13 protein-coding genes are annotated in these 12,451 nt (G+C 68.4%); 8 read left to right on the top strand and 5 right to left on the bottom strand.

Annotated elements, in window-relative coordinates:
* Positions 1-163: 163 nt before the first annotated feature.
* Entirely contained in the window at positions 164-1,276 is a 1,113-nt protein-coding gene (locus LRK53_RS14845; protein WP_037089266.1) for a lytic transglycosylase domain-containing protein, read from the top strand.
* 3 nt (positions 1,277-1,279) lie between these two features.
* On the opposite strand, the gene LRK53_RS14840 is transcribed toward LRK53_RS14845, so the two are convergent.
* A complete protein-coding gene (locus tag LRK53_RS14840) occupies positions 1,280-2,452 on the bottom strand; it encodes a S1C family serine protease (protein WP_027492071.1) in 1,173 nt (390 codons plus the stop codon).
* A gap of 162 nt (positions 2,453-2,614) precedes the next feature.
* On the opposite strand from LRK53_RS14840, the gene petA reads away from it, so the two are divergent.
* The 5 genes from petA (at position 2,615) to LRK53_RS14815 (ending at position 6,429) form a co-directional block, all read left to right on the top strand.
* Entirely contained in the window at positions 2,615-3,220 is a 606-nt protein-coding gene (gene petA, locus LRK53_RS14835) for a ubiquinol-cytochrome c reductase iron-sulfur subunit (RefSeq protein WP_008439063.1), read from the top strand.
* The gene (locus LRK53_RS14830; RefSeq protein ID WP_027492070.1) at positions 3,220-4,521 is read left to right on the top strand and encodes a cytochrome b; all 1,302 of its coding nucleotides are present in this window, start codon (positions 3,220-3,222) and stop codon (positions 4,519-4,521) included. Before petA ends, LRK53_RS14830 begins: the two co-directional genes overlap by 1 nt.
* Positions 4,522-4,534: 13 nt before the next feature.
* Positions 4,535-5,275, top strand: a complete 741-nt coding sequence (locus tag LRK53_RS14825; RefSeq protein ID WP_027492069.1) for a cytochrome c1 — start codon at positions 4,535-4,537, stop codon at positions 5,273-5,275.
* Positions 5,276-5,348: 73 nt separating this feature from the next.
* Positions 5,349-5,987, top strand: a complete 639-nt coding sequence (locus LRK53_RS14820) for a glutathione S-transferase N-terminal domain-containing protein (RefSeq protein WP_235642356.1) — start codon at positions 5,349-5,351, stop codon at positions 5,985-5,987.
* The gene (locus tag LRK53_RS14815; protein ID WP_027492067.1) at positions 5,974-6,429 is read left to right on the top strand and encodes a ClpXP protease specificity-enhancing factor; all 456 of its coding nucleotides are present in this window, start codon (positions 5,974-5,976) and stop codon (positions 6,427-6,429) included. The genes LRK53_RS14820 and LRK53_RS14815 overlap by 14 nt, the downstream gene beginning before the upstream one ends.
* A 46-nt stretch (positions 6,430-6,475) precedes the next feature.
* Here the strand turns inward: LRK53_RS14815 and LRK53_RS14810 are convergent, their stop codons facing one another.
* The 4 genes from LRK53_RS14810 to LRK53_RS14795 form a co-directional block, all read right to left on the bottom strand.
* Positions 6,476-6,871: a DUF3301 domain-containing protein gene (locus LRK53_RS14810; protein WP_027492066.1), complete on the bottom strand. Its 396-nt coding sequence runs from the start codon at positions 6,869-6,871 to the stop codon at positions 6,476-6,478.
* A 301-nt stretch (positions 6,872-7,172) separates the two neighbouring features.
* Positions 7,173-8,030 (bottom strand): carboxylating nicotinate-nucleotide diphosphorylase, encoded by an 858-nt coding sequence (nadC, locus tag LRK53_RS14805; RefSeq protein WP_027492065.1) that lies wholly within the window; start codon positions 8,028-8,030, stop codon positions 7,173-7,175.
* The gene (locus LRK53_RS14800; RefSeq protein WP_027492064.1) at positions 8,027-10,285 is read right to left on the bottom strand and encodes a DUF1631 domain-containing protein; all 2,259 of its coding nucleotides are present in this window, start codon (positions 10,283-10,285) and stop codon (positions 8,027-8,029) included. The genes nadC and LRK53_RS14800 overlap by 4 nt, the downstream gene beginning before the upstream one ends.
* 123 nt (positions 10,286-10,408) lie before the next feature.
* Positions 10,409-10,678: a Trm112 family protein gene (locus tag LRK53_RS14795; RefSeq protein WP_027492063.1), complete on the bottom strand. Its 270-nt coding sequence runs from the start codon at positions 10,676-10,678 to the stop codon at positions 10,409-10,411.
* A gap of 58 nt (positions 10,679-10,736) precedes the next feature.
* Between LRK53_RS14795 and purE the strand changes: the two genes are divergently transcribed.
* Together purE and LRK53_RS14785 are read left to right on the top strand one after the other, a co-directional pair.
* Positions 10,737-11,240, top strand: a complete 504-nt coding sequence (gene purE, locus LRK53_RS14790) for a 5-(carboxyamino)imidazole ribonucleotide mutase (RefSeq protein WP_027492062.1) — start codon at positions 10,737-10,739, stop codon at positions 11,238-11,240.
* Positions 11,237-12,391, top strand: a complete 1,155-nt coding sequence (locus tag LRK53_RS14785; protein ID WP_027492061.1) for a 5-(carboxyamino)imidazole ribonucleotide synthase — start codon at positions 11,237-11,239, stop codon at positions 12,389-12,391. Before purE ends, LRK53_RS14785 begins: the two co-directional genes overlap by 4 nt.
* Positions 12,392-12,451: the final 60 nt, after the last annotated feature.

Here is a 12,451-nt window from a genome sequence, read left to right as displayed (position 1 = left end):
CCTCCTGGTGGCGCCGCCGCCAGCAATTCGGCATGGCGGATCAATCACTTGCGGAGCAGGCGCGCGGTGTGGCCGGTGCCTGCAGGCGCCCGGAACGCTGCATGGCGCACGGAATCGCCGGTTCGCACTTGGCGCTGGCGTCCGCCGGCGGCACACTGCGCCCATGTTCGGCGTCGCAAGCCAAGGGGGAAGCGCCGATCGGCCTGCCGGGGGCTTCCCAACACGTTCGATCCTTTGCGGGATCGCGTTCGGCTGTGCCTTGCTGTGGTGGCCGGCGGTGCGGGCCGGTGTCCTCTACCAGTGCAATGGTGTCAGCGGCGAAGCAGTGTTCAGCAGCAGCAAGGCCGGCTACCGCGGTTGCAAGGCGATCAGCAGTTACGCCGCGCCCGCGCCACGCCGTCGGGCGCCGCTGGACAAGGTACCTGGCTCGGCCGCGCCCACGGCGCGCCGCCTGGCGGCGGACGGTGCCGAGGCGACCTCGCTGACCGGCGTGCGCGGCACGGTCGAGACCAGCGCGCGCCGCATCGGCGAAGCCCCGGCGGAGCAGGTGTCGCTGGCCGCGGTGCAAGGCTCGGCGGTGAGCAGCGCGAAGCTTCCGGCCGCCGCCGGCAAACCCGGCCGGTGGGACTATCGCGAAGCGCCGGCGGCCGCGCCGGCGGCGGACAACCCGGCCGACCGGGTCCTGCGCGGTGCGGTGTACCGCATCGTGCGCGCGGACGGCAGCGTGGAGTACACCAACTTGGCGCCGGCCGGCGGCAAGGGGCGCGCGGTGACCATGCTGTTCACCTACATCGCTACCTGTGCCGCCTGCAATCTGCATTCGACCATCCGCTGGGGCAGCGTGTCGCTCAACCTCACCGCGTATGCCGACATCATCCGTGCCGCCAGCATCGAGTACGGCGTCGACGAGGCGTTCCTGCGCGCGGTCATCCACGCAGAGAGCGCGTTCAACCCGCGCGCGCTGTCGCTCAAGGGCGCGCAGGGGCTGATGCAGCTGATGCCCGGCACGGCCAGCGACATGGGCGTGCTGGACGCGTTCAACTCCGACCAGAACATCCGCGGCGGTGCGCGCTACCTGAGCCTGCTGTTGCGCGACTTCGACGGCAACGAGCGGCTCGCCGCCGCCGCCTACAACGCCGGCCCCGGTGCGGTGCAGCGCTACAAGGGTGTGCCGCCGTACGCCGAGACCCAGGTCTACGTGGAGCGGGTAGGCACCTTGCGCCGGCGCTATGGCACGGCGATCCACCCGCCGCTGGCGTCGCGCGGGCCGGGCTGAAGATCAGCTGTCCGGCATGCTGCCGGCGCTCAAGGCGGGGCGCTGAACCGGCGTGACTTCGAGATGGAACGGGCTGCCGTTGCGCAGGCCGGAGATCGTCACCGTGCTGCCCGGCTTGAGCGCCGCCTCGCGCCGGCGCAGGTCGGTCGGGTCGAGGATGTCGTCGCTACCGATGCGCAGCAGGATGTCGCGCGGGCGGATGCCGGCCAGCGCGGCCGGGCTGCCGGGATAGGCCATGGTGACCAGGGCGCCGCGCGCCGCCCCGGGCAGGCCGCCGTTGGCGGCCACCGGCACGAACGCGTAGTCGGCGCCGAGCCAGCCGCGCACCACGTGGCCGGTGGCGATGATCTGGTCCAGCACCTTCTTGGCGGTAGTGACCGGGATGGCGAAGCCGATGCCTTCGGCACCGGCGGCCTTGCCGATCAGCAGGGTGTTGATGCCGACCAGTTCGCCCTCGGCGTTGACCAGCGCGCCGCCGGAGTTGCCCAGGTTGATGGCCGCGTCGGTCTGGATGAAATCCTCGGCGCTGGAACTGTTCAGTTGGCGGCCGATCGCGCTGACGATGCCCATGGTGACGGTCTGGTTGAGGCCGAGCGGGTTGCCGATCGCCAGCACCACGTCGCCGGGCCGCAGCGGCTGTCCGGCGATGTGGATCACCGGCAGGTTGCTGGCGTCGATCTTCAGCACCGCCAGGTCCGATTCCTCGTCGGCGCCGACCAGGCTGGCCTTGGCGATGCGGCCGTCGTACAGCAGCACCTGGATGTCGGCGGCGCGTGCGATCACATGGTTGTTGGTCAATACGTAGCCCTGGCCCTGCGCGCTGACGATCACGCCGGAGCCGAGCGTCTGTTCGCGATGCTGGAAGGTGGTGGGCTGGCCCCCGAACAGTTGCTGCAGCACCGGGTTGTCGTACATCCGCACGGCCTGCTCGGTGACGATCCGGTTGGCGTAGATGTTGACCACCGAGGGCGCCGCGGCCGCCACCGCGTCGGCGTAGGAGACCGGGCCGCGGCCCGGGGAGGCCGGCGTGGCGGACGGTGTCGCCGGCCTTAGGCCGAAACGTTCGCGCAGGCGCCCGCCGCTGCCGGGCCAGAACAGGCCGACCACGAAAGCCATGGCCAGTCCGAGGATGGCGAAGCGCGCGATGAAGAGGAGCGTGCCGGCGGCATGTTTCATGTCGAAAGGAGAGGTCCCGGCAATCGTGTCGAGTGTTGCGGCGGCTGGACTTCGCCGCGATGCGGTTTATTGTACGGGGCGGGGCCTGACGCTACACTAACGCGATTTTTTGCGGGGTCCCAAACCCCACCTGGCATGGCATTGCAAGTACCGGAGAGCCTGATGGCGAACGAAGTCGTCGATCATGGCCGCCGTCGTTTTCTGACAGCAACCACCTCGGTGGTTGGTGGCATCGGAATCGTCGCGGCGGCTGTGCCCTTCATCAAGTCGTGGGAACCCAGCGCGCGCGCCAAGGCCGCTGGTGCTCCGGTCACCCAGTCGCTGGCCAAGATCGAGGCGGGGCAGATGCTCACCGTGTCGTGGCGCAGCCTGCCGGTGTTCGTGCTCAACCGCACCAAGGCGCAGCTCGCCACGCTGCCGATGGTCGACTCTCGCCTGGTGGACCCCAAGTCCGACGGCGGCTCCGCCGACCAGCAGCCGAAGTACGCGCAGAACGAAGCGCGCTCGATCAAGCCGGAATGGCTGGTGGTCATCGGCATCTGCACGCACCTGGGCTGCGTGCCCGACTTCGTGCCGGAGATCAAGCCCGAGCCGTTCGACCCGGACTGGAAGGGCGGTTTCTACTGCCCCTGCCACAAATCGCGCTATGACCTGGCCGGCCGCGTCTACGCCGGCGTGCCGGCGCCGAAGAACCTGCCGGTGCCGCCGTACCACTTCATCGACGACAGCACCATCCAGATTGGCGTGGATCCGAAGGAGGCTGGCTAATGGCCAACGTATTCACGAGCATCGGCGACTGGGTCACCGAGCGTGCACCCGGCATGATGCCGATGTACCGCAAGCACATGACCGAGTACTACGCGCCGAAGAACTTCAACCTCTGGTACTACTTCGGTTCGCTGGCGCTGCTGGTGCTGGTCAACCAGATCGTCACCGGCATCTTCCTCACCATGAACTACAACCCGAGCGCGGCGGGAGCCTTCGCCTCGGTCGAGTACATCATGCGTGACGTGGAGTGGGGCTGGCTGATCCGCTACATGCACTCCACCGGCGCTTCGCTGTTCTTCGTGGTGGTGTTCCTGCACATGTTCCGCGGCATCATGTACGGCTCGTACAAGAAGCCGCGCGAGCTGGTGTGGCTGCTCGGCATGCTGATCTTCCTGGTGCTGATGGCCGAGGCGTTCATGGGCTACGTGCTGCCATGGGGCAACATGTCGTTCTGGGGCGCCAAGGTGATCATCTCGCTGTTCGGCACCATTCCCTACATCGGCGGCGACCTGGTCGAGTGGATCATGGGCGACTTCCTGCCGGCCGACGCCACGCTCAACCGCTTCTTCGCGCTGCACGTGGTCGCGCTGCCGATCGTGCTGCTGCTGCTGGTGGTGCTGCACCTGGCCGCGCTGCACGAGGTGGGTTCGAACAACCCCGACGGCGTGGAGATCAAGAAGGGTCCCAAGGGCAACCGCTGGGATGCGTTGAAGCCGACCGACGGCATCCCGTTCCACCCGTACTACACGGTGAAGGACCTGGTCGGCGTGGGCGCGTTCCTGCTGATCGCCGCGTTCATCATCTTCTTCGCGCCGACCTTCGGCGGCTGGTTCCTCGAGCACGACAACTTCATCCCGGCGAACAACCTGGCGACGCCGTCGCACATCAAGCCGGTGTGGTATTTCACCCCGTTCTACGCGATCGTGCGCATGATTCCGTCCTTCCTCGGCTCGGCCGTGTGGGGCGTGATCGCGATGTTCGGTGCGATCGCGGTGCTGTTTCTGCTGCCCTGGGTCGACCGCGGCAAGGTCAAGTCGGTCCGCTACCGCGGCACCGGCTTCAAGGTGGCGCTGGGGCTGTTCGTGGTGTCGTACATCATGCTGGGCGCGGTCGGCGCGGGCGTTACCGCCGAAGTGATCCCGGCGTGGTTCGGCGATGTCGACGTGACGTTCTGGGAGAACCTGTTCGGCCGCGTGATGACGCTGATCTACTTCGGGTTCTTCGTATTCCTTTGGGTCTACACATACTACGGCTGGGAAAAGACCAAGCCGGTTCCGGAACGGGTGACGACGCATGACTAAGCGGCAGCTGCTAATGAAGCGGTACATCTTCCCGGTGGCGTTGGCGTTCGGTCTGGTCGTCGGCGGTGCGCCGGCGCAGGCGGCGGAAGGCGGCGGCCTGCCCCATGCCGGCACCAACGTGCAGGACCAGGCCTCGCTGCAGCGCGGCGCCAAGCTGTTCTTCAATTACTGCGTTGGCTGCCACTCGCTGAAGTACATGCGTTACGAGCGGATCGCCAGCGACCTGGGGCTGACCGAACAGGACGTGATGCAGAACCTCAACTTCACCGGCGCCAAGTTCGGTGAGACCGTGGTCTCGCACATGCCGGAGGCCGACGCCACCAAGTGGTTCGGCAAGGCTCCGCCGGATCTCTCGCTGGAAGTGCGCGCCAAGGGCGCCGACTGGGTCTACGCCTACCTCAACTCGTTCTACCTGGACCCGAACCGTCCGGTGGGCTGGAACAACACGGTGTTTCCGAATGCGTCGATGCCGTTCCCGTTGTGGGAGCTGCAGGGCCTGCAGACCGCGGTGATGACCGAGGCCAAGCCGGGCGAGGACGCCAGGGTCGAGAAACTGGTGCTGTCGCAGCCAGGCAAGCTGACCCCGGCGCAGTTCCAGCAGGCCAGCCGTGACCTGACCACCTTCCTGGAATATGCTTCCGAACCGGCTGCCCTGCAGCGCCATCATTACGGCGTCTGGGTGCTGCTGTTCCTGGCGTTCTTCACCTTCCTGTCCGCCATGCTGAAGAAGGAATACTGGAAGGACGTCCACTGAGCAGCCTGGTTGGCATTATCCGACTGCGGCGGCCACGAGCCGCCGCAGTCGTCTCACCGATGGGGAATTGCGCATGGTCCCAAGCGCCCGCTCACGCAGCGTATTGACGCTCTACACCACCGCCGACGACGTGCAGTGTCACCGCGCCCGGCTGGTGCTGGCCGCCAAGGGGGTCAGCTACGAGCGGGTACTGGTGGATCCGGCGCGGCCGCCGGAAGACCTGGTCGACCTGAATCCGTATGCCAGCACGCCGACCCTGGTCGATCGCGACCTGACCCTGTTCGACACCTCGGTGGTCTGCGAATACCTCGACGAGCGCTACCCGCACCCGCCGCTGATGCCGATCGACCCGCAGTCGCGCGCGCGCCTGCGGGTGGCCGCGGTGCGCATCGAAAAGGACTGGCTGACCGAGGTGGACATCATCCGTGCCGGCGGCCGACCCGCGGACGCGGCGCGCAAGCGCCTGCGCGGGCACCTGCTGGCTTCGGTGCCGCTGTTCAAGGCCGCGAAATTCTTCCTCAATCCGGAGATGAGCCTGGCCGACTGCCTGGTGGCTCCGGTGATCTGGCGGCTGCCGTGGCTGGGCGTGGAACTGGGGCGTGAGGGCAAGCCGGTGGTCGATTACGGCGAGCGTTTGTTCCACAGTCAGGGTTTTGCGCGCAGCATGACCGATCAGGAAAAGGCGATGCGGCAAATCCATGAGCAAGAATGAAGCGGCGCCGATGAGCTCCAACCGCCCGTACCTGCTGCGGGCGATCTACGACTGGATCAGCGACAACAACCTGACTCCGTACGTGCTGGTCGACGCCGGCGTCGCCGGTGTGCGGGTGCCGCCGCAGGTGGTCAAGAACGGCCAGGTGGTGCTCAACCTGGCCATGCGCGCGGTGGCGAACCTCGACCTCGGCAACGAGTGGATCAGCTTCGAGGCGCGCTTTTCCGGGGTCAGCCAGGCGATCCAGATTCCGGTGCCGGCGGTGCTGGCGCTGTATGCGCAGGAGAACGGCCAGGGCATGATGTTTCCGGCCGAGGAAGAGGGCGGCGATACGCCGCCACCCGCTCCTGAACCTGACGATCCCACGCCGGCGCCGGGTGCTGCCGATGCCGGTGGCGACAAGCCGAAACGCAGCACGCCGCACCTGCGCGTGGTCAAGTAGCAACGGGCTGCCGCGCTCAACGTGCGCGGCGGGGCTTCACTCGTACTCAGTTCAGCCGGTTGCGCGGACGCAGCGGCACCACCTTGCCGGACACGGCCGCAGTGCTCCGTGCCGCGGCTTCTTCCTGCGGCAGCAGTTCGATGGTGGGCAGGCTCAGGCTGCTGAGCGCGTCGCCGATCATCCACAGCCGGCCCGGCTCGCGGTCGTGGCCGTCGATGCTCACCTCGAAGCCGTAGCAGCGCTCGACCCTGCGCAAGCCGTTGATCCGGCGCAGCCGCACGGCGCGCAGGCCGACCGTTTCGTCGAGCAGTTGCAGGCCGTGTTGCTGGCATTGCTGGCGCGCTTCGCGCACGGCGCGTTCGCGCGCGGTGCTGAGTTTCAGCCACAGCCCCACCACGGCGACAAGCGCCAGCAGCAGCAACAGATTGGAAAGATCGCTCATCCCTGCAGTGTGTGGGCGCGGGCGGATGGGCGCAAGCTCGGCTCGGAGCTCGTGAAGAAAACCACCTCCTGTGGTTTTCTTCTGTCGCGAGTCCGGTACACGCCCGGACTCGCTCACATGAAACAGTCACTGGCGTGACTGTTTCATGCCCGGCCGTCGGGCAACCGCTCCTGCGTTGCCTCAACTCGGGCATCGGGCAACCGCTCCCTGCGTTGCCTCAACTCGGGCATCCATGCCCTCGCCATGCCTTCGCCATGCCCTCGCCGTGACCGGTCTGAGAGGTCGAAAAAAACACAACCTCTCAGTCCAGTTGCAGGCGCAGCGACAGGTCGACGGCGTGCACGTGCTTGGTCAGCGCACCGACCGAAATGAAGTCCACGCCGGTGCGGGCGTATTCGCCGATCGTGCCCAGGTCGACGTTGCCGGAGGCTTCCAGCGGCACGCGGCCGGCGGTGCGCCGCACCGCCTCGTGCATCTGCGCCGGCTCGAAATTGTCCAGCATGATCCGGTCCACACCGGCCTGCAGCGCCTGCTCCAGTTCGTCGAGGTTCTCCACCTCGACTTCGAGCAGCAGGTCCGGGTGCAGGCGGCGCGCCGCCCGTACCGCGGCGGCGATGCCGCCGGCGGCGATGATGTGGTTTTCCTTGACCAGCACCGCGTCGTACAGGCCCATGCGCTGGTTGTGGCCCCCGCCACAGCGCACCGCGTACTTCTGCGCGACGCGCAGGCCGGGAATGGTCTTGCGCGTGTCCAGCACGCGCACCGGGGTGCCGGCGACCGCGGCGACGTACGCGGCGGTCGCCGTGGCAGTGGCTGACAGCAGCTGCAGGAAATTCAGCGCCGAGCGCTCGGCGGTGACCAGCGAGCGGGCATGCCCGGACAGGCGGCAGATCACCGCGCCGGGGGCGGCCCGCTCGCCGTCACGCACCTGCCAGTCGATCCGCACGGCGGGGTCGAGGCGGCGGAAGCAGGCGTCGAACCATGCCGTGCCGGCGATCACCGCCGCGTCGCGGCAGGTCAGTTCGGCATGGGCGCCGGCGGCGGCCGGCAGCAGCCCCGCGGTGGCGTCGCCCGGGCCGAGATCCTCGGCAAAGGCGCGGTCGATGTCGGCGGCGATCTGCGCGGCATTCGGAGCCGCAAACGGCGAGGCTTCGATCATTCGGCGGTGGCGTCCGCCGGCGGCGTGGGGGCATCCGGCTGGCTCAGCTTGTTGACGATCGCGCTCATCGCCCGATCGAACAGCGCGTTGGCGGCAAGCAGGCGGGCACGGCCATCGGTGATCAGCACGGTCAGTTCCTGCGGCGAATAATCAGCCACCTTCAGGCCGCGCCGGTTGACGAACAGGTAGCGACCGCTCATCGGGCTGATCCACGACAGCTTGGCGCGGGTCATCGCCTCGTCGGGCAGGCAGAACTCCAGCCAGGTGCCCGGTTGCAGCGCCTGCACCTGGTGCCACTCCGGACTGTCCAGCGGTGCTTCGGCGAGATCCTCCTCGACGCTGTCCGGCGGCGTGGTGCCCTGGTCGATGACCGGCTGGATGCTGTCGGGGATCGCCAGCATCGCGGCATCCTCCTCGACCGCCACGGCCCCGGTGGCGCCCACGGTTTCGCCGAGCCGCTGCCGGTAATAGGTGTGCAACTGGCCCAGCAGGCGCTCGATATCCTGTTCCTGGAACGCCACGTTCGCCAGGCCCTGGCGCAGCGCGCGCTCGATGCCGGGCAGCATCTGGCGCAATGCCTGCCGGCTTTCCGCAGTGGTCGCCGGCTTGGTGCTGGCGATGAAGTCGTCGACGAAGCGCAGCGCGCTCTTGAACTCGGGTGAGCTTTCGCCCTGGCGCAGCAGGGTCAGCACCAGATGGTTGGCCCAGGCGCGGGCGAGCACGCCGTGCACCAGCGGCGGCAGCCTGTGCTCGCCGACGCGGTCGAGGATTTCGCGCGCGGCGCGGCGGCGCGCCTGCTCGAGCTTCTCGCGACCGCGGGTGGATTCGGCTACGCGTTGCTCGGCCAGTTCGGAACGGCGCTTGTTGAGATCCTGGAACTGCTGCAGGTCGAGCAGCAGGCGTTCGAAGATGCCCATGTCGTCGTCGAAGTCGTGCAGCAACTGGTCGACGATCGACTTCACCTTGTCGTGCAGGCGACGGTCGCGGTCGGATTCTTCGGACCAGCCCTTGGCCTGCTCGGCCAGGCAATCCAGCAGTCGTCGCGCCGGATGCTGGCGGTGCGCGAACAGCTTGCGGTCGAGAATCGCCGCCTTGAGATACGGGATCTGCAGGCGCGCCAGCATCACCTGCATCGTGGCCGGCAGGTTGCGGTCTTCCAGGATGAATTCGAACAGCATGCCGACCAGGTCGATGGTGTCTTCATCGATGGTGGCGACATGGCTGGGCTTCTCGCCGCGCAGCGCACCCAGCTGGGTCAGCAGCTGGCCCTTGAGCTGGAGTACCTCGCGGCTCAATGCGGCGGCATCGCCCGGTTGCGCGTATGGCAGCGGGCCGGCGCTGGCGATCTGGCTCTGCAGCACGCTGAGCGCGCCCAGCAGCTCGTTCGCCGACGGCAGCGGCCCGCTCGGCATCGCATGCATGGCGTTGCCGCCGGTGGCCGGGCCGCGGCGCGCGCTGAACAGCGCGTGCAGGGTCTGCAGCAGGTCGCCGGGAATCTCGCCGGTCGCCTCGCCGGCCGTCTCGGCAGCTGCCTGCGCGGCGCCCGTCGCATCACCGCGCAGCGCTTCATGGCGCAGCTGCGGCAGCACGCCGGCGCGGACCAGCTCGGTGTTGATTTCCTGGTAGAGCTCCTCCAGCGAGGACAGCACGTAGCGATCGAACAGCTTGTAGATGATCAGTTTGACGCGCATGTCGGCGCTGAGCTCGTGCAGCGCCTGGCGGAACGCCTGGGCCAGGATCGACGGCGCCACCGGGTTGCTGGAATCCTCGATCTTGCGGCCGCCGCAGATCACCGACAGGCGCTGGTTGACCGCGAACAGGTCGCGCGCGAGGCGCGCGTCGTTCTTGCTGATCATGCTGGTGATGGCCAGCGATTCCTCCAGCTCGTTGTCGGCCACCAGCGTCAGCTCGGGCGTGCCGAACGGCGAGGCCGGATTGCCCGTGGGCTGCGGGTGGATCAGCTCGCCGATCTGGCGGTTGATCGCGCCGAGGAAGCTGCGCTCCACCGCGGGCCGGCGCTTGCGCACTTCGCGCATGCCGTCGAAGTAATGCATCTGCGCGGCGTTGTTCTCGGCCTTCTCGGCCAGGTCGAACAGGGCATCGTCGACGTGCTCGAAGGCGTTGCCGACCCATTGCTGCAAGCGCTTGCCGGCGATGTTGCGCACAGAGGCGAGCAACTCGCCGACGCGCTCGCTGGCCGGGTCCAGGCGCTGGCTGAGATGGATGACTCGGGATGGATCACTGGCTTCGTTCATCGCCAACCCCTGCAACGTTGGTACGCGATCCGACCTGGGAAGGCGCCGCGCAGGCGTTGACGATAAGGCAAAGCGGGGGCCCGTGTCATGCCTCGGGCGCCCGTCGGGAAGCGTTGTGCGGCCTCAACCGGCGGGGAATCCGTTCAGCTGGGCGGTGCCGATGCCTTCCTCGGGCAGCATCACCGGAATGCCGTCCTCGACCCGGTAGATCACCTTGTGGTCGGTGGTGATCAGGCCTTCGCCGATCCGTTCGCGCACGGCGGCGCCGGCGACGGTGTCGACCTTGCCTGCGCCGATGGCGTCGTTCAGCGCGTCGAGCTCGCGCTTGCCCAACGGACGCAGGGGCATTTTGCTGACCGGGCAGCACAGGATATCGAGCAGACGCTTGTCCATGCTTGCATGTGCGGAGTGGGGAAAGCCCTTACAATAGCCGTTTTTGGACGGCCCGGCCATGACAGGAACAAGCAGGGCGCCGCGTGTCGGCGTGGTGATGGGCTCGCGTTCGGACTGGGAAACCATGCAGCACGCGGCGAACGTGCTGACCGAGTTGGGCGTGGCGCACGAGGTGCGGGTGGTTTCCGCCCACCGCACGCCGGACCTGCTGTTCAGCTACGCCGAACAGGCACCGGCACGCGGAGTGCAGGTGATCATCGCCGGCGCCGGCGGCGCGGCCCACCTGCCGGGCATGCTGGCGGCGAAGACCCGCCTGCCGGTGTTCGGCGTGCCGGTGCAGTCGAAGGCGCTGAACGGGATGGATTCGCTGCTGTCGATCGTGCAGATGCCGGCCGGCGTTCCGGTCGGCACCCTGGCGATCGGTCGGGCCGGCGCGGTGAACGCCGGCCTGCTGGCGGCCGCGGTGCTGGCGCTGCACGATCCGGCGCTGGCTACGTCGCTGGAGCATTGGCGCGCACGCCAGACCGAGGCCGTGCTCGAACAGCCGGACCCGAGCCGATGAGCGATCGGCGGCAGCCCGTGCTGGGCGTACTCGGCGGTGGCCAGCTGGCGCGCATGCTGGCGCTGGCGGCGGCGCCACTGGGCGTAAAAACGCTGGTGGTGGACAACGTGGCCGACGCCTGCGCGGGGCAGGTTGCGCCGCTGGTGGTGGCCGACTGGGCCGACTACGACGCGCTGGAGGCTTTCGCCGCGCAGGTCGACGTGGTCACCTTCGATTTCGAGAACGTGCCGGCCGGGACGGCGCGCTGGCTGGCCGAGCGGGTGGCGGTGTCGCCGGCGCCACAGGCGCTGGCGGTGGCGCAGGACCGGCTGGCCGAGAAGACCCTGTTCCGCGAGTGCGGCCTGCACACGCCCGACTTCATGACGGTGGATACGCGCCAGCAGCTGGATCAGGCGCTGGCCGTGATCGGCGTGCCGGCGATCCTCAAGACGCGCCGGCTCGGCTACGATGGCAAGGGCCAGTTCCGCCTGCACGCGCTGACGGATGCGGAGACGGCCTGGGCCGCGCTGGGCGCCCAGGCGGCGAAGCATGGCCTGATCCTGGAAGCCTTGGTGCCGTTCGAGCGCGAGTTGTCGGTGATTGCCGTGCGCGGCCGTGACGGCGATTTCCGCACCTGGCCGCTGACCCGCAACTGGCACGTCGACGGCGTGCTGTCGATGAGCCTGGCACCGGCGCCGGACATCGGGCAGTTGCAGCAGCGCGCCACCGCGCTGGCGCGCACGTTGGCCGAGCGGCTGGGCTACGTCGGCGTATTCGCGCTGGAGCTGTTCGTCAAGGACGGCGAGTTGCTCGGCAACGAGATGGCGCCGCGCGTGCACAACTCCGGCCACTGGACCATCGAGGGCGCGCATACCAGCCAGTTCGAGAACCACGTGCGCGCGGTGCTCGGCCTGCCGCTGGGCGACACCGGCGCGCGCAGCCCGTCGGCCATGTTCAACTGGATCGGCGAGCTGCCCGACGCGTCCGCGCTGCTGCGCACCGTCGACGCGCACTGGCACGACTACGGCAAGCAGGCCCGCCCTGGCCGCAAGGTGGGCCATGCCACGGTGTGCGCGCCGGACGCCCGGCAACTGGCCGCGCGGCTGGGCGCGATTGCCGCGGCGCTCGGGCGCGAGGCGCAGGTGGCGCCGGTGTTGTCCGCGCTCGGTTGAGCGGGGTCGGCGGGGCACAAAAAAACGGAGCCATCAGGCTCCGTTTTTTCTGTCTATACC

The organism is Rhodanobacter thiooxydans (assembly GCF_021545845.1).
In the GTDB taxonomy this organism is placed as follows: domain Bacteria; phylum Pseudomonadota; class Gammaproteobacteria; order Xanthomonadales; family Rhodanobacteraceae; genus Rhodanobacter.
Note: the sequence above shows the minus strand (reverse complement) of the source record. Positions and strands in the feature narration are given on the sequence as shown.